A 22421-nucleotide genomic window follows, 5' to 3' on the forward strand; every position below is an offset into this window, starting at 1 on the left:
TGTGATAAGTTTTATTACAATCCTCACAAGAAGAACACGCTCTTATGTCCCCTGAATTCCTTAACACCCTCAAGGTCTACAGTCAGTTTGTCCATCCAGTTTTGATGTGGGTTTTGCTTGCGTTGACTAGCTATGCGCTGTACACAGGATTTCAATGGCGACGGACTCGATCGGCACAAGGCGATTTGAAAAAAGAACTGATCAAGCAGAAGTTCAACATCAAACATCATCAAATTGGTGCGATCGTGCTGTCTTTGATGGTGGTTGGCTCGATCGGTGCAATGGGCGCAACTTATATCAATAGCGGTAAGTTATTCGTCAATCCTCACTTGATTGCTGGACTTGGCATGACCGGATTAATTGCAATTTCAGCATCACTCACACCGTTTATGCAGAAAGGGCAAGAATGGGCACGAGTTAGCCATATCTTGATCAATGTTGTGATTACTGGACTGTTTGGTTGGCAGGCTGTGACTGGAATGGGAATTGTTCAGAACATCATCAATCGAATGTAAGTCGAACCATTGATGCAATTGAATCTGCATGATCCGGTGATGGGAACTGTCCTATCACCGATTTTTTTGTGTCCGAAATCTGAGAAAATTTTCCTCAAAATATTACAGGGTCGCGACAACAGTTCGAGTCATTGTCCTTTAGCTGTGAAATCACGAGGTTGCCATGAACCCCAACCCCTTTCGTATTCCGCTCATTCTCCTGTCACTCACTGGTTTGGTTGCGTGTTCTTCCGCCAGTCAAACATCCAGTAAAACCGAATCTTCTCCAACCACTTCTGAGCAAGTCACTCCAGTTAAATCTGAAGAAAACACGAATGCAGCGGAAGCTTATTATCAGCAGCTTTTAAGCCAGTATGGACAGGACTGTTTAGAGTGTTTGAAGCCTTTAGAATTTGACTTGAAACAAGCGAAACGACCCGGTAATGCTTCTGGAAGTAATGCAGAAGACAACCGCCAAGTGAATGTTCTTGTCGCATTGGATTCCTCTGGATCAATGGCAGAAACCGCAGGCGGACAGGTCAAAATGGATTCGGCAAAAAGCGCGATCGATAAATTCGTCAATCAACTCCCCAAAGCCTCGAACGTAAGCCTCTTGCTTTACGGACACAAAGGATCGAGTCAAGCCGCAGACAAAGCCGTTTCTTGTGCGGGAATTGAAACGGTCTATCCGCTGTCGCCCTTGAATGCCCAACGGTTTCAAAGTGTGGTGAATGCGGTTCAACCGACTGGATATACTCCGATCGCAGCAGCACTCCAAAAAGCCAGTACCGTTTTTGCAAATGCGAATGGGGATAGTAATCGAAACATTGTCTATGTCGTTTCTGATGGCTTAGAAACTTGTGGTGGTGATCCGGTTACAGTAGCCCGACAGCTACAGAGTTCTAATGCAAAAGTGATTGTGAATGTGATTGGTTTTGATGTGGATAATGAATCGCAGCGACAATTAAAAGCGGTTGCAGAAGCAGGCGGCGGAAAATTCATCTCGGTTCGCACCGCTAAAGAACTCGACAATTCACTAGACGAGTTCAACAGAATGATGGATTTGACTAACTATCGATTTACAGCAGGCATGAATCAAACGAATGTTCGCTTTGACGCGGGGCGGGTAATCACGAACTTCCGATTCTGCGTTGGTCGCAAATTGACCGATGAACGATTCGACATCATGAGAGCGGTAACAAATGCCCGATCTAACCAAGAGCCGAATGCGGTTCATGCGAACTATGTTGAGGAACAGTTGAAGAAACGCCATCAGAATCTTGAATCGTGGCGAGATCGAGTCGTTCAAGGGTTTGAATCTCAGCGGGATGTGACATTGGAGCAGATTCAGCAGGACTTGAATCAAGTATTGCAGCAAAGTCCCAATCCCTGATTATTTGCGATTCGATCGATTTTTGATCACCCGTCCAGGACTAATAAAGGAAATGCCTTGATTACCACCTGTGTTGATCATGACTGCTTCGATCGCTGGATTTGAGATATCTTTCTGAGCGACCCACTCCACAATAAAAGAAGCCCCTGATCCCCCAGTTCGATCGGCTTCTGCAATCACAAAATCAGTAGCGGCGAGGGCATTGAGTTCGATCGGTTTCTCCAAATACTTGCGGACGAGTTTGCCATTCGTATCGTAGTAGTTTGCAGAAGTCACGGTCATTGGCTGAGACAGATCGGTATTTCGGACACTCAGCGTTGCAGTTAGATCCATTCTGCGACCTGCCTCCACCATGTAGATGTGCGAATAGATTGGAACATAAACCGTTTGACCTTCAGCGATTTTCGTCTGATCTACGGTGACTGTTTTTAATTGGGGGGTCGGAGGCTGTGAGACGGATGGAGCTTGCACTTGATCACAAGCCGTTAAACAGGCAAGCGCAAAATAGAGCCAGAAATATCGCTTCATGATTCGGGGTTGCCTCTGCTTCAAAGGAATCGATCCGAATCGTACTGATTTCCCGGTCTTGCTTCAAGCGATTCGATTCCCGTTGGGGTGTTAAACTGTAAACAGCATTTAACCCTCGAACAATGCGCTGGCAAGACGTTCTAAATGACCCAAATCTACAAGATCTTCCCTTCAAGATTGAGCTTAATCAGTGGGGACAGGTTGTGATGAGTCCTGCCAAACCCAAACACAACATTTATCAAGGCATTATTCAAAATCGCTTAAACGCATTATTAACAGGTGGATTAGCGTTACCAGAGCTTGCAATCCAAACGGCGGATGGCGTTAAAGTTGCAGATGTCGTTTGGGCATCGAACGCACGACTGGATCAGCTTGAAGAGGAAGAAGTGGCTTCGATCGCACCCGAAATCTGTATCGAGGTGAAATCGGGAAGCAATACGATCGAGGAAATGCTGACGAAAAAGAACTTGTATCTCGAAGCGGGCGCGATCGAGGCTTGGTTGTGCGATCAAGCGGGAAACCTGAAATTCTTCGATCGGACTGGTGAACTTGAGCGATCGCGAATTGTTCCCGATTTTCCCGATCGTATTCAGCGTAGATCTTGATCCCTGCCTGATCCCCGACTTTGAAACTGATCCCCAATTAACAAAACTTAGTCACAATTTTGCCGTACAATTTGGGCAACGATCCGCCCACTTACCCCAGAATCCCTATGAGCATTGGATATGTTGCCTTAGTGCTGCACGCTCACCTCCCCTTTGTGCGTCATCCTGAAAGCGACTTTGTACTAGAAGAAGAATGGCTCTACGAGGCGATTACTGAAACTTATATTCCTTTAATTCAGGTGTTTGAAGGCTTGAAGCGCGATGGCGTAGACTTCAAAATCACCATGAGCATGACTCCGCCACTGTGTTCAATGCTGGCAGATCCGCTTCTACAAGATCGCTACGACGAGCATTTATCAAAACTCGAAGAACTGGCAGAACTGGAAGTCGAGCGTCATGCTCATTCCGGTCACATGAAGTATTTGGCAGAACACAACGCCAAAGAATTCAATGCGGTTCGCAACACTTGGGAAAAGTACGATCGTAATTTGATCACGGCTTTCAAACAGTTCCTCGACTCGAACAATCTCGAAATCATCACCTGTGGTGCAACTCACGGTTATCTCCCGCTGATGAAGATGTATCCGCAAGCAGTCTGGGCGCAGATTCAGGTTGCGTGTGAGCATTACGAGAAAACTTTTGGTCGTCCGGCAAAAGGAATTTGGCTGCCGGAGTGCGCTTACTACGAAGGCGTAGAACGGATGTTAGCCGATGCTGGATTGCGCTACTTCCTCACGGATGGACATGGAATTCTCTATGCGCGTCCTCGTCCGCGATATGGTAGCTATGCTCCGATTTTCACAGAAGCAGGGGTCGCAGCATTCGGACGGGATCACGAATCATCACAGCAAGTTTGGTCATCGGAAGTTGGCTATCCTGGAGCCGTGGAATATCGAGAGTTCTACCGCGATTTAGGTTGGGATGCAGATTACGAATACATCAAGCCGTATGTCATGCCCAATGGTCAGCGGAAGAATGTCGGCATCAAGTACCACAAAATTACTGGAAAAGGGTTAGGACTAGGCGATAAGCAGCTTTACGATCCATACTGGGCGCGGGAAAAGACAACGGAACACGCCGCTAACTTTGTCTATAACCGAGAAAGCCAAGTTTCACATTTATTCAACATCATGCACCGTCCGCCGATCATTGTTTCACCTTATGATGCGGAACTGTTTGGGCACTGGTGGTATGAAGGTCCGATGTTCATTGACTATCTGTTCCGCAAAGCCTGGTTTGATCAAGAAACGTTTGAGATGACGCACTTAGCGGACTATCTGAGAAAGCATCCGACTCAGCAAGTTTGCCGCCCATCTCAATCGAGTTGGGGTTACAAAGGCTTCCATGAATATTGGCTGAATGAAACGAATGCTTGGATTTATCCCCATTTGCATAAAGCTGCTGAGCGCATGATCGAGCTTGCAAAACGCGAGCCTGCGGATGAATTGGAGTGGAAAGCATTGAACCAGGCAGCACGAGAATTGCTGTTGGCACAATCTTCTGACTGGGCGTTCATTATGCGAACCGGAACAATGGTTCCTTATGCAGTGAGAAGAACCCGATCGCATTTAATGAGATTCAACAAAATCTACGACGATCTAAATCACGGCAAAGTCGATTCGGGTTGGGTTGAGAAAGTTGAAGCGATCGACAATATCTTCCCAGACATCAACTACCGCGTTTACCGCCCGTTGTAACCTGTGGAAGCGCAACCGAGAGAACTGGTTTTATATGTTACGGATCAAGGCAATTGTCCGTTTGAAACTTGGCTTTCTGGGTTGCGCGATCGACAAGCCCGAATTCGGATTAGAAAGCGGCTCGATCGGGTCGAAATGGGAAACTTAGGCGACTACAAATCCGTTGGTTCTGGTGTTTTTGAACTTCGGATTGATTACGGACCGGGATATCGAGTTTATTTTGCTGAATCTGCGACGACGATCGTGCTGCTCTTGTGCGGTGGAGACAAAAGCACTCAAGATCGAGATATCCTGGTAGCAAAGCAGTATTGGAGCGATTTTCAAGCCAATGCCAACGACTAAAAGCTACCATACCTTTCTCATTGAGTCTTTGAGAGATCCAGAAGAAGCAGCGGCATATCTGGATTCTGTTTTAGAAGATGGCGATCCGCAACACATTCGTTTAGCTCTGAAAAATGTGGTGGAGGCTCGTGCCCAAGCGACTGAAGTAGAAGAGGCTGCAAAGTGGCAACACTGCTATGAATCGCTAGAGAAAGGAGAAATGCCAGATTTATTGATGTTAGTTGAGCTTTTGAATCAATTGAATATGAGATTGTCGATCGCTCAGAAATCATAACAATGCAAGTTCTCCATATCAATCAGAAAGATATTGCAGGGGGAGCCGCGATCGCTGCAAATCGCCTGCATCAAGGACTACTAAAACAAGATATTGATTCTCGATTCCTAGTTAGCCGCAAAGAAACAGAGAGCGATCGCGTTTCTCTGATTCCCGCTGCATCCCGCACTGAGAAACGAATTCAGCGATTTACTGATCCATTGGGATTTACGCAGATTCATTTACTTTCTACTTTCAATCTCGGAAATCATCCAGCCTACCAAGCTGCGGATGTGATCAACTTTCATAACTTACATGACGGGTACTTTAACTATTTAGCGATCGCACACCTAACCCGCAACAAACCCGCAGTGCTCACAATGCACGATATGTGGTCGGTGACTGGACATTGTTCATTTAGCTTCGGATGCGATCGCTGGAAAATTGGATGTGGGCAATGTCCAGATCTAACAATCTTTCCGCCAATGAAGCGCGATCGAACTCGGTGGGAATGGAAGCTTAAACAATGGAGCTATCAGAACGCAAAATTAGCGATCGTGGCTCCGAGTCGATGGTTAGCTTCAGTTGCAAGAGAAAGCCCATTGTTTCAACATTTTGCAGTGCATCACATTCCGTATGGGATTGATACTGAAGTGTATCGACCACTTGATCCAGAGCAATGTCGGAGACGATTGAACATTCCGAAAGGGAAGAAAGTTCTATTGTTTGTAGCAACTCATCTTCAGGAATGGCGCAAAGGTGGAGATTTATTATTTGCTGCACTGCAACAGTTACCCGAATCGCTGAAAGCTGAAACTGTGTTACTGATGTTAGGTGATGGAACTGTGCAAGAGATTGGAATTGAAACTATCCCGCTCGGTTATGTTCAAGATGAGAACTTGAAAGCGATCGCATACTCAGCCGCAGATTTATTTGTATTTCCGACTCGTGCGGATAACTTACCTTTAGTGCTTCAGGAAAGTCTCGCTTGTGGAACACCGATGATTTCTTTCGATATCGGTGGAGTGTCGGACTTAGTGCGACCAGGAACTACTGGACATTTAGCAAAACTGGAGGATGTTGATGATTTAACTCAGGGCATCGTGACGTTGCTGGAAGATGGAAAATTACGATCGCAGATGAAACAACAGTGTCGATCGATTGCTCTTTCAGAATATCGACTGGAGTTGCAAGCAGAGCGATATCTAGAACTGTATTCAGGTATAAGTTCTCTCGATCGGTAGACAGGAAACCGCGATCGTCCATCGTAGGATAGAGCAGAATCCTAGACGAACTGCGCCTTTCATGACCTCACAGCCTCTCAAATCCTTGAGCGAATACCAGCGCTTGCCGCGATCTGCAACTGATACTCAGTACTACAAACAGTATCTAGAGACCGTCTGCAATAATGCAACGTTGGCACTGTTCGTCATGGATGAGTATCAACAGTGTGTATACATGAATCCCGCCGCTGAACAGCTTACGGGGTACACATTAGCAGAAGTCGAAGGGCGGACATTACACGATGTGATTCATCACACGCGACCCGATGGAACGCCTTATCCATTGTGTGAATGTCCAATCGATCAGGTGTTTCCCCAAAACAATCAGGAACAAGGCGAAGAAGTGTTTGTGCATCGAGATGGACACTTTTATCCGGTCGCTTATACGGCAAGTCCGATTCGAGAAGAAGGACGCATCATTGGAACGGTAATCGAAGTACGCGACATCACTCAAGAAAAATTAGCCCAACAAGCCCAGAAAGGAGCAACCGAACGAGAACGGCTCTTGCGCCAAGAAGCAGAAACCGCTAAAGAACGGGCAGAAACCTTGCTGCAAAGTATTACCGATGCGTTTGCGGTTCTCGATCGCGATTGGCACTATGTTTATGTCAACGAAGCGGCAACAAAATTACTAAATCGCACCGAGGCACAACTGATCGGGAATCGAATGTGGGATGTGTTCCCTGATCTAATTGGAAGCACGATCGATACCGAATATCGTCGAGCCGTACAAGAACAACGCACGATCGGTTTTGAATTTTTTTATCCGAGTTGGAATCGTTGGTATCTCAATCGCATTTATCCGTCCAAAGCTGGAGCTTCGATTTTCATCACCGATATTACCGATCGCAAGCAAACCGAACAAGCATTGCGCGACAGTGAAGCGCGATTTCGGAGCTTGTTCGAGTGCAACATGATTCCGATCGGGATTTGGAAAGTCAACGGCGAATTGGGCGATGCGAATGATGCACTCCTTGATTTGATTGGCTATACGCGCTCAGAACTCGAATCGGGACAAATCAGTTGGAAAGAGCTTACCCCGATCGAATGGGCAGAACGAGACACCCAAGCGGTTGAAGAAACTATCGCTCAAGGATACTGTACGCCTTATGAGAAAGAGTTTTTTCACAAAGACGGACGGCGTATTCCGATTTTGATCAGCGGTGTGAAAGTGCGTGGGGATTCTTGGGGTGGATTTTTCTTCGCGATCGATCTCACGCAACTCAAGCAAACGGAAGCCGAACTGAGAGAAGCTGATTCGATGTTGGCTTCCGCATTAACAGCAGGTTCTATCTATACTTGGCGTTGGCGAATTCAGGACAATTTAGTTTCGACGGATGCGGCTTTTGCAAATTTGTTCGGAGTTGATCCAGCCGCCGCCGCGAAAGGTTTACCGATCGAGTTTTTCCTAGATGGAATGCACCCGGACGATCGAGAACCTGTTGCGACTGCGATTCAAAAAGCGATCGCCACGGGTGAGGACTATTTAGCAGAATACCGAGTGCGATCGGCAGATGGCAAACTCCGCTGGGTTGCAGCACGAGGACGAGTCGAATACGATGCGGAAGGCAAGCCGCTCTCGTTCCCTGGTGCGATTTCCGATATTACTGAGCGCAAACAGATCGAGGCAGAACTCGAAGAAACTGAAGAACGGTTGCGACTTGCGATCGAGTCTGCAAAGCTCGGAACTTGGGATTTCAATCTGACGACCGGACGAATTATCTGGAACGATGATTGCAAAGCGATGTTTGGTGTCCCACAGGATGTCGAAATTACTTATGAGATCGTTGAACGAGGAATGCACCCAGACGATCGAGATCGCGTGAATCAAGAAGTTCAGGCAGTCTTCGAGCAAAGGAGTTCAGGCGAACAAGTGATCGAATACCGAGTGATTGGGCAGTCCGATAGGGTGGAACGCTGGGTTTCATCACGCGGTAAGGTCTTTTATGCAGCCGATGGCACACCGCTCCGCTGGATTGGAACTTTGTTAGATATCACCGAAGTGAAACAGCGAGAAGTAGAACGACAGCAATTGCTCGATCGAGAAAAACGTCTGCGCGAACAAGCTGAACAAGCAAACCGGATCAAAGATGAATTTCTCGCGGTGCTGTCTCATGAACTGCGAACGCCGCTGAATCCGATCCTGGGCTGGGTTCGGATGTTGAGAGCCGATAAATGTCCTCCAGCTAAAGTTCCACAGGCATTAGAAACGATCGAGCGCAATGCTAGACTCCAATCGCAACTCATCGAAGATTTGCTCGATGTCTCGCGAATCCTTCAAGGCAAGCTGACTCTAAACACAGATTTAGTGAATTTAGTAGACACGATCAAAGCTGCCTCAGAAACCGTACAACTTGCCGCAGATGCGAAAGCGATCGAACTTGTTCTCAATTTTGATCCGAATGTTGGAGCGATTCGAGGAGATGCTAATCGCTTACAACAGGTGTTTTGGAATTTACTCTCGAATGCAGTGAAGTTTACACCTGCTGCCGGACGAGTTGAGGTATCCCTCTCGCAGATTGGCACTGATGCAGAGATTCGGATTCGTGATACTGGAAAAGGAATTCGATCGGAAGTGTTGCCATATATTTTCGATCGCTTCCGTCAAGCCGATTCTTCTACCACGAGGCAGTTTGGCGGATTGGGATTGGGGTTAGCGATCGCACGTCATTTGGTCGAGCTTCATGGTGGAACGATCGCGGCTGAGAGTCTGGGTGAAAATCAAGGCGCAACGTTTACGGTAAAATTGCCAATTTCAAAATTTCAACTGCAACAAGACACTCCAGAGTTGCCAGAATCGAGCCGTAATTTGGCTGGAATCAAAATTCTCGCAGTCGATGACGAACCCGATAATCTTGATTTCCTGGTGTTTTTGCTAGAGGCAATGGGCGCGATCGTACAAAGTGCCTCGTCTGCGATGTCTGCGTTCGAGAAGCTGGCTGAGTTTCAACCAGACTTATTAATTAGTGATATTGCCATGCCAGATCTTGATGGCTATCAATTGATTCAGCAGATTCGAGAGCAAAGTGATGTGCCTGCGATCGCGCTTACTGCTTATGCGGGCGAAACCAATCAGCGGCAAATTCTTGCAGCAGGATTTCAGCAACATTTAGCCAAACCTGTTGACCCGGATGAATTAGTCAATGCGATCGTAGCTTTGTTGAACTAAGAAAAGGGCTGTTTGTCAGTCAGTCCACAGGCTGCACAACTGGTTCTGATGACAAACAACGCCCACTCAACTGCTCGAACAGTTCCACGATAAGCAATTCTTTGGGTCAGCCACATTCCCCAGACGGGTACTTTTCGCGATCGAAGTCTCCCCACAGATTGACGGATTCTCTCGTGTCATCCGAAACAATAGGAAGACTTACAGCGTTAAGGTCTGACTATGGCGAACACAACAGAGACAGCAAATATTGATGAAACGATCGCGCTTTTACAGTCTGGATTAGTCTCGATCGATCCTGATGTTGCGGTTGACATGATTGAATCCTGGCAGCAACAGCTAAAAGGCACAGAATTTGCAGAAACGTTAGGAGAACTAAAACTAGCGATCAATGGTGGAATTCGCAGCGGTGAGATTGGCTCGATCATGGCGGATCTCGGTAAGCAGTTAAACACGGCTGCAAGCTCACAAGAGGGCGAAGTGGCTTCCAAGCTTCAGCAGTTAGCACAAGTTATTTCTAGTGCAATGCAATCGTAGATCACGATCGCAATACAATCACAACGCTAAGAAGTAGTACTATACCTTCTTAGCGTTTTTTGATTCTTAGAGGGTGTTTGAGAAGCAACTGTTCATCGCATTCACCCGCCCGGAAATGAATCTCCGGGCTAATCGGGGGGAAGCCCACTAAACTGGGCTAGGAACTCCGCATTACTCTCTTAGCCCGCTTCAGCGGGGTTTCCTCCATTAGCTCGGAGATTCATTTCCGGGCGGACTGGCAACGCAGCAAAGCCGCTTTTTATACTCCTCAAACATCCTCTTAGTAGAGAAACACAGAACCGTTACTTTCAACGCGCATGGTTGGACTATCAATGCCTAGATCCGTAGTAGCATCCAGCGTCACCTCGATCGTATTTGGTGCAGATTGTTTCGGAGTGATGTTGAGCAAGCCCGAATCTTGTCGATCGAAAGTCAAAGTCGTTGGAACTCTCAAGCCTTGCAGCAACACAGTTCCCCGTCCTGGTAAAGTTCTAATCTGTGTATCTCCGATCGCTTGATAAGAAATCGCAGCATTTGTGAGATTGATCAACGTGACGTTTACTCGATCGCCATTTAGCGTGATCTGTGCTTTAGGTTGAAATTGAGATTCGAGTGGGGGATTCACGGTAGGTTTAGCTTGAGCAAACACAGGCGCAACTGATCCACCCACTGTTACAAGCGTTGCTAAAATTCCAAATCCGATTTGTTTTCGCATCATTCATCTCCGAAGTATTTGAGCTTAACCGAGAAGTGATATGTTTCTTCTCATCATCCACATCATACCCAGCCAATATCATCGATATCATCCTTTCAGTGTTTGAATTTTGTACATAAAAAAGGGGCAATCCTAATCGATCACCCGTTGTTAAATTCCTGATTTTATCAATTTCTAAAACAATGATCTATCGCTGCAAGACCGCTGGAACACTTTTGCTGTGTCCATTTCGCTCGAATCTCTCAGCTAACAACTGGCGATAAACTGCTTCGTAACCATCGACCATTTGTTTCACGCCAAAGTTGTTTTCAATATGCTTCCGACAAGTGAATCGATCGATTAAATTAATTCGTTGCACTGCTGCCACACATTCGTCAACGTTTTGACATAAAAATCCTGTTTTCTCATCGACAATCACTTCAGAAGTTGCACCCAATTCCAGAGCGATCACAGGCGTTCCTGCTGCCATCGATTCGATCATCACAAGTCCAAACGGTTCACGCCACGTAATTGGAAATAGAGTTGCGATCGCATTTCCCATCAATTGATTCTTCTGCACATGATTCGCTTCGCCTAAATATTGAATCTGTTCACCATCAATGTGCGGTTTGATTTCCTGCTCGAAATAATCCACATCCACTCGATCGACTTTGCCCGCCATTTTCAGCGGATAGCCTGAGCGTTTCGCAATCTCGATCGCATGATGCGGACCTTTCTCCGGAGAAAGTCGCCCTAAAAAAGCCAGATACGGGGGTGCATCTGGCTCGGAATAGAATTGATGAGTAGAAGGATCAATGCCGTTATAAACCGTGGCTACATAGTTCAATCCTAATCGGGGTTCTCGCTGCGTATTAGAAATACTCACATACGGCTGTGATTTGGCGAAACTAAAGGCTTTCTGATTATCAAAACTGAACGTTCCGTGTAGCGTGTGAACCGTTGGCGTTTTTACCAATTGAGAACAGGCTAAAGCGCCAAATCCAATATGTGAATGAATAATGTCAAACTCATGAGCATTTTGGTAGACGCGGTTCAACTGAATCGCTTCGTAAACGGAATGCTCTTTCACAGCAGGATCAAGGCGTAACGCACTCGGATGAATTGCCTCTAAATTTGCCTGAGTCGTCGAATCTCCAGTCGCGAACAAGGTCACTTCATGTCCCCGACGAACTAGCTCCTCGGTTAATAGACTCACGACTAATTCCGCTCCACCATAAGCAGGCGGCGGAACCGTTTCCCACAAAGGAGCAATCTGAGCAATCCGCATTGTAAGCCTCCGAACTAAAGTGATTAGTCCGGACAGTACGCGATTCTGCGGAATTTCCACATCTTGCTACAGCATTACACCTACGGATGGAGGTATTGAACGTTGCTAATCACACAAGTAGAGGCTGCCATCCAATCAAAGGTTTGTTCAAGCTCAGTGAGGTTAATCAAGCCATACTGCCATAGAACGATCGGGAGTAAATTGGGTGACTGTTCGCATTGTTGAAGCGCCAATGCGATCGAGTTGGATGAAACCTTCAATTCATCCGTAAGAAATTGGATTAAGCGGGTCGGTTCAGGCATGAGACTCTTCAATCACTTGGATTCGACCAAGACGAATAGCATAAAGTAAGCGATCGATGGCTTGTTTCTCTTCGTCGCTGATCTGGTTTTCGAGTCGCACTCGTTTGAGTTGTTCGCAGTCTTGAGCGGTCATTTTGCCGCTGCTGCTGACTTCTGCGAACAAATCAGAGAGTAGATCAGATGGGAGGGGCAAGTCGTTCATCGGGAATCCTAGTAAGGCACTGTGATATTACTATCGGCTCTTTGGCGGAAAACTTCGGTGACAGAATTAAAGCTTGTCCTGTGACTTTTTATTCCCTAGAGAGTGATAGATATCACGCTTTTAGGAGGAAATCCGATGACGACTGTAGTGAGTTCGTATTTGCCTGATACTGGATTGGTTCAAGCAGCAATGAGCGCGATCGATGCGTTTGAACAATCGAGCGCAGCGGGAGTTTGGGCGTGTTTGGATAAACCGACGATCGTTGCAGAACTGCGATCGCGGGTGAGCAATCCATTTCAAATTGATCAAGGAGGACAACCATTTTGTGGTCCTGCCAGTGTTTTATTTGAACTGGTTCGTAAACAACCGAGTCGCTATGTGCAGATTTGCCGAAATTTATTTGAAAGTGGCGGATTTCAAGGCAAAACTCAATGGATTCGAGCAGATGAATCTCTGCGGGGAAATGTCGATCGTAATCTGCGAATGAGCCAAGCAGATTGGATGGTGTTGGCGACTTTACGCGAATCCGAAACGCTGCTGTTTCCAGTAGAGCCGAATGCGCCTGATCTAATTCGTAACTTGGCGGGAATGACGAAATCTTGGGAGATCAAAGGCTGGATTCGAGAGCTTTTGGGCTATTCGAGAACGAATTATCATCAGGCGTATTTGTTCAATGATGTGGAGGCGATGAATCAGTCGATCGCGGCGATTCAAGCAGGTGGCGTTGCAATGTTGCTGATTACTGCTGAAGGACTGTTGCAAGATAATCCGCCGATTCCGTTTCCGAGTCATTGGGTGACGTTGTTGGGCGGGTTCGTGGTGAATGGCGATCGAGTCCAGTTTGATGTTTACACTTGGTCGAAGCAGGTAACGATTCAGACTGATATGAACTCGTTTAAGAAATACTTCTGGGCGAGCGTCACGGGGCTGTAATCCAATGCGAGGCGGACAAAAAATCTGTCTCGCAAATCGATCAAAAAATCGCGAACTTTGTCGATAGAATAAGTACCTGTTCTATCCGGGCTAGAGTTTATGTCTGTCCTGTCATCTGCGCCATTCTCCGCTGCTGAAATTGCTTCTGAAGGGATTAAGCCTGAAGAGTACGAGGAGATTGTGCGGCGCTTGGGTCGCCATCCGAATCAGGCTGAATTGGGAATGTTCGGCGTGATGTGGTCGGAACATTGCTGCTATAAGAATTCGCGACCGTTGTTGAAGCAGTTTCCGACGGAAGGCGATCGCGTTTTAGTCGGTCCCGGTGAGAATGCTGGAGTCGTTGATCTCGGTGATGGTTTGCAGTTGGCGTTCAAGATCGAATCGCACAATCACCCGTCTGCTGTGGAGCCGTTTCAAGGCGCAGCGACAGGCGTTGGCGGAATTCTGCGGGATATTTTCACGATGGGTGCAAGACCGATCGCGCTTTTGAATTCGCTAAGATTTGGAACGCTTGATGATGCCCGGACTCGCAGAATTGTAAATGGCGTTGTGGCTGGAATCTCACACTACGGGAACGCGGTCGGGGTTCCCACGGTTGGCGGTGAAGTGTATTTTGATCGAGCTTATTCCGGCAATCCTTTAGTCAATGTGATGGCATTGGGATTGATGGAAACGACTGAGATTGTGAAGTCGGGCGCGAAAGGATTGGGAAATCCGGTGCTGTATGTGGGATCGACTACTGGGCGAGATGGGATGGGCGGTGCGAGTTTTGCGAGTGCGGAACTGAGTGATGAATCGATCGACGATCGACCCGCTGTGCAAGTGGGTGATCCGTTCTTAGAAAAGTCCTTGATCGAAGCCTGCCTCGAAGCGTTCAAAACAGGTGCAGTCGTCGCGGCTCAAGATATGGGCGCAGCAGGCATTACTTGTTCAACTTCAGAAATGGCGGCAAAAGGCGGAGTTGGAATCGAACTTGATCTTGATTTGATCCCAGTTCGAGAAACGGGAATGGTTCCGTATGAGTATTTACTTTCAGAATCCCAAGAGCGAATGCTATTTGTAGCAGAAAAGGGACGCGAACAAGAACTGATTGATGTTTTCGAGAAATGGGGACTTCATGCGGTTGTTGCAGGGAAAGTGATCGAAGAAGAGATCGTTAGAATTCTGTTTCAAGGTGCGATCGCGGCTGAAATTCCCGCAACGGCTCTGGCAGATAACACTCCGATCTATCATCGAGAGTTACTGAGCGAACCTCCTGAATATGCTCAGAAGGCTTGGTCTTGGACAGATGAGAACTTACCAAACTGTGATGAAAAGGGAATTAACAATCACTCTTGGAATCAAGTTCTGACAACTGTACTCAATGCTCCAACGATCGCATCAAAACGTTGGATTTATCGCCAATACGATCACCAAGTTCAAAACAATACGGTGTTACTTCCTGGTGGTGCAGATGCCGCAGTGGTACGAGTTCGACCGCTTGCCAATTCTCAAAGCGCTTCGGTCACTCCTGATCCAGCCACATTAAACAGAGGAGTTGCAGCCACCGTCGATTGCAATCCGCGCTATGTCTATCTCCATCCCTACGAAGGTGCGAAAGCTGCGGTCGCAGAAGCGGCTCGGAATCTGAGTTGTGTTGGTGCAGACCCGATCGCAATCACGGATAACTTAAACTTCGGTAGTCCAGAAAAGCCGATCGGATACTGGCAACTGTCCGAAGCCTGTCGCGGATTGTCCGAAGCTTGCCGAGAATTTTCCACTCCAGTAACAGGCGGAAACGTTTCGCTATACAACGAGACTTTAGATTCTGAAGGTAAACCAGAGCCGATCTATCCGACTCCAGTAGTAGGCATGGTTGGATTTATTCCAAACCTCGATCGTATTGTTGGACAAAGCTGGAAACAAAGCGGTGACGTGATTTATCTGCTTGGAGTGAAGCTTTCAGAATCGCTCAGTTTAGGAGCTTCTGAATATCTCGCAACAGTGCATCAGACGATCGCAGGAAAGCCCCCAACCATCGATTTCGATCTAGAGAAAAAAGTTCAATCTGTAGTTCGATCGAACATTCGTAGCGGTTTGATCCAATCGGCGCATGACTGTGCAGAAGGAGGAACCGCGATCGCGCTTTCCGAATGTTGTTTCGGACATCAACTTGGTGCAGACATTCAAATCTCTGAGACTTCTGCTCGACTGGATCAAGTCCTCTTTGCAGAAGGTGGCGCGAGAATCATTGTTTCCGTCAAGCCTGAATCTGCCGCAGAATTTGAAGCTGTCTTAACTTCGGAACTCGGCAATCAGTGGCAAAAAATTGGGATTGTTGGCGGAGGATCATTGCAGATTTCGATCGCCCAAAAACCGATTATCAACGCTACGATCGCAGAGTTATACGCGGGTTGGTCGAGTGCGATCGAGAAAGGGCTAACCGAATAGCTCTCCGTTGTGTGCGATATTAAGGAAATGTTAAGACCCTTGTGTTCTTCAACGTTCTGATTGCTGTCTAATTACGCAAAACCAAGCCTATGCTACCTGACGATCGGTTTTCTGTAGATCCTGTTGAGCATCGTCCTGATAAACCAGAAGAAGCTTGTGGGGTGTTTGGGGTTTACGCGCCAGGTGAATCTGTGGCGAATCTAGCTTATTTCGGATTGTTCGCCTTGCAGCATCGTGGTCAAGAGTCCGCTGGAATCGCAACCTTTGAAGGAGATCAGATTCATCTTCACAAGGAAATGGGCTTGGTGACTCAAGTATTTACCGAAGGAAAGTTGAAGGAGATGCCCGGAGATTTAGCGATCGGGCATACTCGCTATTCGACAACGGGATCAAGTCGCGTCGTCAACGCTCAGCCTGCATTGGCAAAATCACGTTTAGGAACGCTGGCGCTAGCACATAACGGAAACTTGGTGAATACGAAAGAACTCCGGGAAGCGTTAGCCGAAACGAATCATGATTTCGTCACGACAACGGATTCAGAAGCAATTGCATTAGCGATCGCAGAAGAAGTAAATCACGGCAATGATTGGATTCAGGGATCGATCAATGCGTTTAAGCGATGTCAGGGAGCGTTTAGTTTAGCGATCGGCACTCCAGACGGAATGATCGGAACCCGCGATCCAAACGGTGTTCGTCCGCTCGTTCTTGGAACTTTGGCGCAAGAATCTCACAATACGCCGCTTAGATATGTTTTAGCCTCAGAAACTTGTGCATTGGATATCATTGGAGCCGATTACGTTCGGGACATTCAACCGGGCGAAATGGTTTGGATCACCGAAGAGGGTGTGCAGTCGATTTTCTGGGCAGAGCAACCCGCTCGAAAATTGTGCATCTTTGAAATGATCTACTTCGCACGTCCAGATAGCTTGATGCACGATGAAACGCTTTACAGCTATCGACTGCGAATCGGACGGCAGTTGGCGAAAGAATCGACCATTGATGCCGATATCGTGATCGCAGTTCCAGATTCAGGAATTCCAGCAGCGATCGGGTTTTCTCAAACTTCTGGTATTCCGTATGCAGAAGGCTTGATCAAAAATCGCTATGTTGGGCGCACCTTCATTCAACCGACTCAAGGAATGCGAGAGGCGGGAATTCGGATGAAGCTGAATCCGCTGAAAGACGTGCTGGCTGGAAAGCGGGTAATCATTGTCGATGATTCGATCGTGCGCGGAACCACGAGCCGCAAAATCGTGAGAACACTTCGAGATGCAGGCGCGATCGAGGTTCACATGAGAATTTCCTCACCTCCTGTAACGCATCCTTGTTTCTACGGCATTGATACTGATAGTCAGGATCATCTGATTGCGGCAACCAAATCGATCGAGGAAATTGCCAAGCAAATCGAAGTCGATTCGCTGCAATATCTCAGTTGGGAAGGTATGTTAGACGCAACCAGAGAGAATCCAGGCGAATTCTGTTCAGCGTGTTTTACCGGAGATTATCCGATCGCAATTCCTGAAACGATTAAGCGATCGAAATTAATGCTGGAAAAAACCGCGAAGTAAGACAACCCGAATTCGTAAATTCTTCTGGTATTAGATGCTTCTGGGTTCGCCCCCTAAATCCCCCATTCTGGAGAGCTAATTCATTCTAGCGAAAGTCTTTTCTGCCCTCACCCTAGCCCTCTCCCCAAGGGAGAGGGAACAAGATTTCTAGCTCCCTTCTCCCCAAGGGAGAAGGGTTGGGGATGAGGGCAGAAAGGCTGAATCGGAGCAGAAAAAATCATCTGACTAAAATGAATCAGCCCTACCATTCTGGAGGACGTTGAAGGAAAAAAATCTCTAGAATTCGAGTAATTTTTCTTGTTCAAAGTCCCCCAAATTTGGGGGATTTAGGGGGCATTAGCTGCTCCAAACGAAGCAATTTACTTTACCAAAATCGGGCTAAACCCAAACACAGAAATGCCTCCGGCTCAGTTCAAGCCGGAGGCATTTTTCATCTCTTCTAAATCTTACGATTCCGGTTTCACCTGCGGCAATCCCAAGCTATAATTCAAAACCCGACTCTCCAAATTGTAAGAAATCTCACCTTTGTTGAGCAACGATCGAACAAGATGCTCCAGATCCGATCCAATTCGCCGCAAATTGTAATCCGTCAGCGCTTCACCGCTATAAGACTCAACCAACTCATCAAATTTGCTGTATACCTTTTGCAGTGCATCTTGATTCCAGACCAACTCATTATCCGGATCGATATCGAGCGTTAACACCTTATCACTCGGCACTAGCTCATTGTCTTGCACTTCCGCCGAAAAAATATGGATATGGCGAGTCGTAGATTTGAGTAACATAAACAGACCTGGATTCACGTAGCTTGCTTAATAGAAATTGTAAATGCAGTTTCCACCAAAACACGCGATCGCACGAAATCCATCTCTCAATCCTTTCCATTGACTTCCTCCCATGTCCAAAGTTCTCAAGCTGTTATTCATCCGTCACGCTCAATCGATCGGCAATATCGAAAAACGAATGCAAGGTCACGGCGATTACGAATTGTCTCCGCTCGGTCGTCAACAGTCGGAAAGACTGGCGAGACATCTCAAAACCGAATCATGGAGACCGTCTCACGTTTATTCAAGTCCTCTAAAACGAGCAGCCCAAACGACAGAAATTCTGCTGTCTTATTTTCAGAAGCCGCATTTGCCCGCAGCGGTGAGCGATTTGATCGATCCAGAATTAGAAAATTCGCCAGAAGATGAACCCACACCGAGAAAAATCCCGATCGAATATGCCGAAGAATTAAAAGAATTTCAGAACGGAATCTTTCAGGGATTAACCTGGGCAGAAGCGCAATCTCGTTACCCAGATTTATGCCGAAAATTAGAAACTTCTCCCGATTGGATACCGATTCCTGAAGCTGAAACCCTCAACAATGCACGCGATCGCTCACGTCAATTTATCGATCGCATTATGAAACGTCATCGAGACGGGGATCAGCTTTGGATTGTGAGTCATAGTTGGATTTTGCAACACTTAATCGCTGAATTACTCGGAAGTGATAGATCGTGGCGATTACGCGCCCACAATACCGCCATGTTTGAGTTTTGGATCGATCGATCGCGCTGGGAATTGCAAAATCAAAATCGATTTAATACTGACTTGTGGCAAATTCGCAGATTCAATGATTTTCGCCATTTGCATTAGAAAATCCGCAATTAACGCGATCGCTTTGTCAGAAAAACTGCTTTTTTGAAAGTTATGCTTGCTCTTAAAAGCACAACAGGCGATATAGTATCCTAGTGTCTTCCAAGTCAGGGTTTTTCGTTAGCTAATCAATAAATCCCATGATTGTGAATGCGGTCAACGATATCTACAAACAAGCTCACCAAGGAAGTGTAGCGGCAATCATTCAAATTCTGAATGATAAGCTGTCAGATTCCGGGGTGAGAACTCGCGCCATTTTTGCCAATGGTGTCCTTCAGCTTCTTTGTGAAGCAGCAACGCCCGACCAACTTGATCGAGCTTCTCTGACCGAACGCATCCGCAAAATTCTCGAATCGATTTCACCGCGCAATATCCGCCGCGTGAATATCAACAGCCGAATCGTGCGCGAACAGCAGCTTCTTTGGTTTGAGGAAATCAATCGCGATCCAGACGGTCAACTGCTTTGGGCGCAGGAAATCTCGCTCAGACGACCGAATTTTATCAAAGGTATGATTCAGGATTGGCAAGAAGCGTTCAGCGATCGAGACGATTTACCTAAAACGCTTTCCCCCCAAGCCGTTCGCGAGAAACGTCAATTCACCAAAGGCATTTTGGGTGGCGTAGTTATCAGTGCCGCAGTGCTTGCCGCTGGTTGGGGAGTGTACGCCTGGAATCAAGGTAAGCTCTTTGCAGGTGAACAAAATCAACCCGAAGCCAAGACCACTCAACCGCAGTGGAAAGAAACAATCAAGCAAGATGGCGATTCGTTTGCCACAGCGGTTCGAGTTGCAGAACGGGCAGCAAAAGCTAGTAAAGCTGCAAAAACTCCCGCTCAATGGCAGGAAGTCGCGGCTATGTGGGGCACTGCATCGCGCTTGATGTCTGAAGTGCCTAACAGCCATTCTCGCGCAGATGTGGCAAAAAATCGCACTGTTGCCTATCGCAAGAATCAAGAGATTGCATTGAAGAACGTAAAATAATTCGTCAATTTTTTAGCAATCAAAATCTCAGAGATACAAACAAAATTTGTCAAAACGATCGTTTTGATTAGCAGTCCGCCTGACGCGGACTTCGTTTGTTCTGCCTTTGGCAGACAGATATGTAGTGCCGCGAATTCGATTCGCCAGGGCAATTCCGCGATCGACCAACCTCCTAATTGACACTGCGATCGCTGGACGTGTTGATCTACGATCAACTAATCAATGCTACGACCGCGAACCGTCTGCGATCGACGTGGAACCGCGACAGGTGCAAGATCAATTTTGCGCTCCTGAACACGATGACTCTCAAAATGTTTCTGCCACATTGCCGGAGCATCCAACGTTTCTCCACCATGTTTCGTCAATCGCTGGCGAACCTTACACAACACAGGCGTATTCACACACGCGCCAGAAATAATAATTTGCCCCTTCGTCAATGCGGGTAATTCCTTCAGCAAATCTCGTCCCGCCGCTTCCACTCCGTATTTCAAACTTTCTTGATCCACCGGATTCACGATTCGCATGAGAAACTGACTCATACACTGAGACAGAACATCCGCATCCAGCTTTCCAGGACGTTGTGTAATCAATCCCACACCTAAACCAAATTTTCGCCCTTCACTCAAAATCGTCCGCAAAACCGACTTACAGCGAGAAGGCTCATGTGCGGGTGCGAAACGGTGCGCCTCTTCAATCAGGATAAACACGGGGTAAGGCAAATAATTCTCATCCTGTGGCGAAATCAGTTCTTTCTGAGTACTCATCCGAGCCTGATTTACTTGCCTTAGAACCGCTGCACAAATGACTTGCTGTTCTTCCTGACTAATCTCGTTCATCTGAAGCACTGTCACTTGTCCAGGCTGAAATAGTTCCTTCGGACTAACCGTGTGTTCTAAGTTGTGGAAATAGTGCGATCGATCAATTTTCTCTAATTTCCATTCCAATGCTGGAGCCGATGAGCCCTGTCGTTCATTCCCGTCATCATCGACTTGGACATCCGCTTCCCGCACTGCCGCAATCAAATCCTGAATTCCCCAGCGATAATCGCCTTTTCGGTGACTCTGAAGAATCCGGAACGCTTTACTAAGCATCGCTTGTTGTCGATCGCTCATTTCCGGCAGCAACGCCAAAATATCGTAATAATCCAGCGAGGACACTCGAATTCTCACGTCATCCGGAGTTAGTACTTTCACTTTTGGCGAATATCCATCCGGTGCAGCAAACGCGGGATGTCCACGCATTTCAGATAGAGTTCCATATTCTCCATGTGGGTCAAAAATCAGAACTGCGGCTCGATTGTGCGGCAACAAAAGCTCCTCGATTAAAACCCCTGCGGTGTAGGACTTTCCTGAACCCGTTCCCGCCAAAATCGCCATGTGTGTACTTACAAGCTCCTTCACATCAAGCGCGATCGGAACTGCTCCCATCTCCCGCAGCAACAGTGATCCAATATGCGCTGAACCGATTTCTTGAGGCTGACGACGATTGAGAATACTTTGTAGCATCTCATCACTTGCCAAAATCACCTTTGCGCCCGGATTGGGACTTTTCCGAGGATTCATAAAACCGAGTGACGGCTCGAAATATCCGATCACATCGACACTCACCTCATAAATTTCTGGATTGTCGTAAGTAAAACCGACTAAAGCCGCGATCGCTTCTGGGCTGATCTCCGTATCCGCAAAAATACGATCGGGTAAGTGATCGATCAAGCGTCGATCGGAAATTTTCCCCAGGATTTTACGGAGAACGCCCGCCTCTTGCACCTCGTAGTAGACATATTCACCAATGCGGACATACCGATTGTCAGACGTGATGAAAACGTATTGATTGCCGTTTTCACCAGGTCCTTTCACCGTACCCACAACGCTCGTCGGGTTTGAAGCAGGCTTTAGGCTCATAAGAGGGGAGAAATCCAGGAGGAATTTCGTTCAAGTGTACTATTAAAAGCGAGAAGGTCAAGCGATCTGACTTAATTTATCGAACTTTTGCTTCATTCGATCTTCATTTCCTCGATCGTAAAAATTTGAGAAATTAATGATCTGGGACTTGTGATCGAGGGAATTTACGGATACCTTGTACGCATTC

Annotated in this window: 22 protein-coding genes; 14 read left to right on the plus strand and 8 right to left on the minus strand. The window is 47.0% G+C overall.

Annotated elements, in window-relative coordinates:
• Positions 1-44 precede the first annotated feature (44 nt).
• Both ACQ4M5_RS20000 and ACQ4M5_RS20005 read left to right on the plus strand, forming a co-directional pair.
• The gene (locus ACQ4M5_RS20000; RefSeq protein WP_430677434.1) at positions 45-515 is read left to right on the plus strand and encodes a DUF4079 domain-containing protein; all 471 of its coding nucleotides are present in this window, start codon (positions 45-47) and stop codon (positions 513-515) included.
• Between the two features lie 163 nt (positions 516-678).
• A complete protein-coding gene (locus ACQ4M5_RS20005; RefSeq protein WP_430677435.1) occupies positions 679-1887 on the plus strand; it encodes a vWA domain-containing protein in 1209 nt (402 codons plus the stop codon).
• Here the strand turns inward: ACQ4M5_RS20005 and ACQ4M5_RS20010 are convergent, their stop codons facing one another.
• Complete coding sequence (locus tag ACQ4M5_RS20010) at positions 1888-2415, minus strand: DUF3124 domain-containing protein (protein WP_430677436.1); 528 nt, start codon at positions 2413-2415, stop codon at positions 1888-1890.
• 122 nt (positions 2416-2537) lie between these two features.
• Between ACQ4M5_RS20010 and ACQ4M5_RS20015 the strand changes: the two genes are divergently transcribed.
• From ACQ4M5_RS20015 to ACQ4M5_RS20045, 7 genes are all read left to right on the plus strand, one after another.
• Positions 2538-3020 (plus strand): Uma2 family endonuclease, encoded by a 483-nt coding sequence (locus tag ACQ4M5_RS20015; protein WP_430677437.1) that lies wholly within the window; start codon positions 2538-2540, stop codon positions 3018-3020.
• Between the two features lie 107 nt (positions 3021-3127).
• Positions 3128-4717, plus strand: a complete 1590-nt coding sequence (locus ACQ4M5_RS20020) for a glycoside hydrolase family 57 protein (RefSeq protein ID WP_430677438.1) — start codon at positions 3128-3130, stop codon at positions 4715-4717.
• A 3-nt stretch (positions 4718-4720) separates the two neighbouring features.
• Positions 4721-5059: a type II toxin-antitoxin system RelE/ParE family toxin gene (locus ACQ4M5_RS20025; RefSeq protein WP_430677439.1), complete on the plus strand. Its 339-nt coding sequence runs from the start codon at positions 4721-4723 to the stop codon at positions 5057-5059.
• Positions 5046-5333, plus strand: a complete 288-nt coding sequence (locus ACQ4M5_RS20030; protein WP_430677440.1) for a DNA-binding protein — start codon at positions 5046-5048, stop codon at positions 5331-5333. The genes ACQ4M5_RS20025 and ACQ4M5_RS20030 overlap by 14 nt, the downstream gene beginning before the upstream one ends.
• Positions 5334-5335: 2 nt before the next feature.
• Positions 5336-6556, plus strand: coding sequence for a glycosyltransferase family 4 protein (locus ACQ4M5_RS20035; RefSeq protein ID WP_430677441.1), 1221 nt, complete (start codon positions 5336-5338; stop codon positions 6554-6556).
• A 61-nt stretch (positions 6557-6617) separates the two neighbouring features.
• On the plus strand, positions 6618-9764 hold the full coding sequence (locus ACQ4M5_RS20040) for a hybrid sensor histidine kinase/response regulator (RefSeq protein WP_430677442.1): 3147 nt from the start codon (positions 6618-6620) through the stop codon (positions 9762-9764).
• Between the two features lie 219 nt (positions 9765-9983).
• Positions 9984-10298, plus strand: coding sequence for a hypothetical protein (locus ACQ4M5_RS20045; RefSeq protein ID WP_430677443.1), 315 nt, complete (start codon positions 9984-9986; stop codon positions 10296-10298).
• 280 nt (positions 10299-10578) lie between these two features.
• On the opposite strand, the gene ACQ4M5_RS20050 is transcribed toward ACQ4M5_RS20045, so the two are convergent.
• The 4 genes from ACQ4M5_RS20050 to ACQ4M5_RS20065 all read right to left on the minus strand — a co-directional run bounded on the left by ACQ4M5_RS20050 (position 10579) and on the right by ACQ4M5_RS20065 (position 12784).
• Complete coding sequence (locus tag ACQ4M5_RS20050) at positions 10579-11016, minus strand: hypothetical protein (protein WP_430677444.1); 438 nt, start codon at positions 11014-11016, stop codon at positions 10579-10581.
• 184 nt (positions 11017-11200) lie between these two features.
• Positions 11201-12280, minus strand: a complete 1080-nt coding sequence (locus tag ACQ4M5_RS20055) for a glycosyltransferase family 4 protein (RefSeq protein ID WP_430677445.1) — start codon at positions 12278-12280, stop codon at positions 11201-11203.
• Positions 12281-12360: 80 nt separating this feature from the next.
• Positions 12361-12582: a DUF2949 domain-containing protein gene (locus tag ACQ4M5_RS20060; protein WP_430677446.1), complete on the minus strand. Its 222-nt coding sequence runs from the start codon at positions 12580-12582 to the stop codon at positions 12361-12363.
• Complete coding sequence (locus tag ACQ4M5_RS20065) at positions 12575-12784, minus strand: hypothetical protein (RefSeq protein ID WP_430677447.1); 210 nt, start codon at positions 12782-12784, stop codon at positions 12575-12577. Before ACQ4M5_RS20065 ends, ACQ4M5_RS20060 begins: the two co-directional genes overlap by 8 nt.
• Positions 12785-12919: 135 nt before the next feature.
• Between ACQ4M5_RS20065 and ACQ4M5_RS20070 the strand changes: the two genes are divergently transcribed.
• The 3 genes from ACQ4M5_RS20070 to purF all read left to right on the plus strand — a co-directional run bounded on the left by ACQ4M5_RS20070 (position 12920) and on the right by purF (position 17715).
• Positions 12920-13717 (plus strand): hypothetical protein, encoded by a 798-nt coding sequence (locus ACQ4M5_RS20070; protein WP_430677448.1) that lies wholly within the window; start codon positions 12920-12922, stop codon positions 13715-13717.
• Between the two features lie 99 nt (positions 13718-13816).
• Positions 13817-16147 (plus strand): phosphoribosylformylglycinamidine synthase subunit PurL, encoded by a 2331-nt coding sequence (purL, locus tag ACQ4M5_RS20075; protein WP_430677449.1) that lies wholly within the window; start codon positions 13817-13819, stop codon positions 16145-16147.
• A gap of 89 nt (positions 16148-16236) precedes the next feature.
• On the plus strand, positions 16237-17715 hold the full coding sequence (gene purF / locus ACQ4M5_RS20080; protein WP_430677450.1) for an amidophosphoribosyltransferase: 1479 nt from the start codon (positions 16237-16239) through the stop codon (positions 17713-17715).
• Between the two features lie 446 nt (positions 17716-18161).
• On the opposite strand, the gene ACQ4M5_RS20085 is transcribed toward purF, so the two are convergent.
• Positions 18162-18500, minus strand: coding sequence for an NAD(P)H-quinone oxidoreductase subunit M (locus ACQ4M5_RS20085; protein WP_430677451.1), 339 nt, complete (start codon positions 18498-18500; stop codon positions 18162-18164).
• Between the two features lie 112 nt (positions 18501-18612).
• On the opposite strand from ACQ4M5_RS20085, the gene ACQ4M5_RS20090 reads away from it, so the two are divergent.
• A complete protein-coding gene (locus ACQ4M5_RS20090) occupies positions 18613-19353 on the plus strand; it encodes a histidine phosphatase family protein (protein WP_430677452.1) in 741 nt (246 codons plus the stop codon).
• Between the two features lie 140 nt (positions 19354-19493).
• Positions 19494-20333 carry a hypothetical protein gene (locus ACQ4M5_RS20095; RefSeq protein ID WP_430677453.1) on the plus strand — a complete coding sequence of 280 codons (840 nt, stop codon included), beginning with the start codon at positions 19494-19496 and terminating at the stop codon, positions 20331-20333.
• Here the strand turns inward: ACQ4M5_RS20095 and ACQ4M5_RS20100 are convergent.
• Both ACQ4M5_RS20100 and ACQ4M5_RS20105 read right to left on the minus strand, forming a co-directional pair.
• Entirely contained in the window at positions 20303-20548 is a 246-nt protein-coding gene (locus ACQ4M5_RS20100) for a hypothetical protein (protein ID WP_430677454.1), read from the minus strand. The two genes, ACQ4M5_RS20095 and ACQ4M5_RS20100, sit on opposite strands and share 31 nt — an antisense overlap.
• The gene (locus ACQ4M5_RS20105) at positions 20549-22234 is read right to left on the minus strand and encodes an ATP-binding protein (protein WP_430677455.1); all 1686 of its coding nucleotides are present in this window, start codon (positions 22232-22234) and stop codon (positions 20549-20551) included.
• Positions 22235-22421 lie beyond the last annotated feature (187 nt).

The organism is Leptolyngbya sp. AN10 (assembly GCF_050565645.1).
GTDB lineage: Bacteria > Cyanobacteriota > Cyanobacteriia > Leptolyngbyales > Leptolyngbyaceae > Leptolyngbya.

Bases quoted from the DNA above. Each gene is read 5' to 3' on its own strand.
- ACQ4M5_RS20000 (WP_430677434.1), top strand. From the start codon at position 45: ATGTCCCCTGAATTCCTTAACACCCTCAAGGTCTACAGTCAGTTTGTC.
- ACQ4M5_RS20005 (WP_430677435.1), top strand. From the start codon at position 679: ATGAACCCCAACCCCTTTCGTATTCCGCTCATTCTCCTGTCACTCACT.
- ACQ4M5_RS20010 (WP_430677436.1), bottom strand. From the start codon at position 2,415: ATGAAGCGATATTTCTGGCTCTATTTTGCGCTTGCCTGTTTAACGGCT.
- ACQ4M5_RS20015 (WP_430677437.1), top strand. From the start codon at position 2,538: ATGCGCTGGCAAGACGTTCTAAATGACCCAAATCTACAAGATCTTCCC.
- ACQ4M5_RS20020 (WP_430677438.1), top strand. From the start codon at position 3,128: ATGAGCATTGGATATGTTGCCTTAGTGCTGCACGCTCACCTCCCCTTT.
- ACQ4M5_RS20030 (WP_430677440.1), top strand. From the start codon at position 5,046: ATGCCAACGACTAAAAGCTACCATACCTTTCTCATTGAGTCTTTGAGA.
- ACQ4M5_RS20035 (WP_430677441.1), top strand. From the start codon at position 5,336: ATGCAAGTTCTCCATATCAATCAGAAAGATATTGCAGGGGGAGCCGCG.
- ACQ4M5_RS20040 (WP_430677442.1), top strand. From the start codon at position 6,618: ATGACCTCACAGCCTCTCAAATCCTTGAGCGAATACCAGCGCTTGCCG.
- ACQ4M5_RS20045 (WP_430677443.1), top strand. From the start codon at position 9,984: ATGGCGAACACAACAGAGACAGCAAATATTGATGAAACGATCGCGCTT.
- ACQ4M5_RS20050 (WP_430677444.1), bottom strand. From the start codon at position 11,016: ATGATGCGAAAACAAATCGGATTTGGAATTTTAGCAACGCTTGTAACA.
- ACQ4M5_RS20055 (WP_430677445.1), bottom strand. From the start codon at position 12,280: ATGCGGATTGCTCAGATTGCTCCTTTGTGGGAAACGGTTCCGCCGCCT.
- ACQ4M5_RS20060 (WP_430677446.1), bottom strand. From the start codon at position 12,582: ATGCCTGAACCGACCCGCTTAATCCAATTTCTTACGGATGAATTGAAG.
- ACQ4M5_RS20065 (WP_430677447.1), bottom strand. From the start codon at position 12,784: ATGAACGACTTGCCCCTCCCATCTGATCTACTCTCTGATTTGTTCGCA.
- ACQ4M5_RS20070 (WP_430677448.1), top strand. From the start codon at position 12,920: ATGACGACTGTAGTGAGTTCGTATTTGCCTGATACTGGATTGGTTCAA.
- purL (WP_430677449.1), top strand. From the start codon at position 13,817: ATGTCTGTCCTGTCATCTGCGCCATTCTCCGCTGCTGAAATTGCTTCT.
- purF (WP_430677450.1), top strand. From the start codon at position 16,237: ATGCTACCTGACGATCGGTTTTCTGTAGATCCTGTTGAGCATCGTCCT.
- ACQ4M5_RS20085 (WP_430677451.1), bottom strand. From the start codon at position 18,500: ATGTTACTCAAATCTACGACTCGCCATATCCATATTTTTTCGGCGGAA.
- ACQ4M5_RS20090 (WP_430677452.1), top strand. From the start codon at position 18,613: ATGTCCAAAGTTCTCAAGCTGTTATTCATCCGTCACGCTCAATCGATC.
- ACQ4M5_RS20095 (WP_430677453.1), top strand. From the start codon at position 19,494: ATGATTGTGAATGCGGTCAACGATATCTACAAACAAGCTCACCAAGGA.
- ACQ4M5_RS20105 (WP_430677455.1), bottom strand. From the start codon at position 22,234: ATGAGCCTAAAGCCTGCTTCAAACCCGACGAGCGTTGTGGGTACGGTG.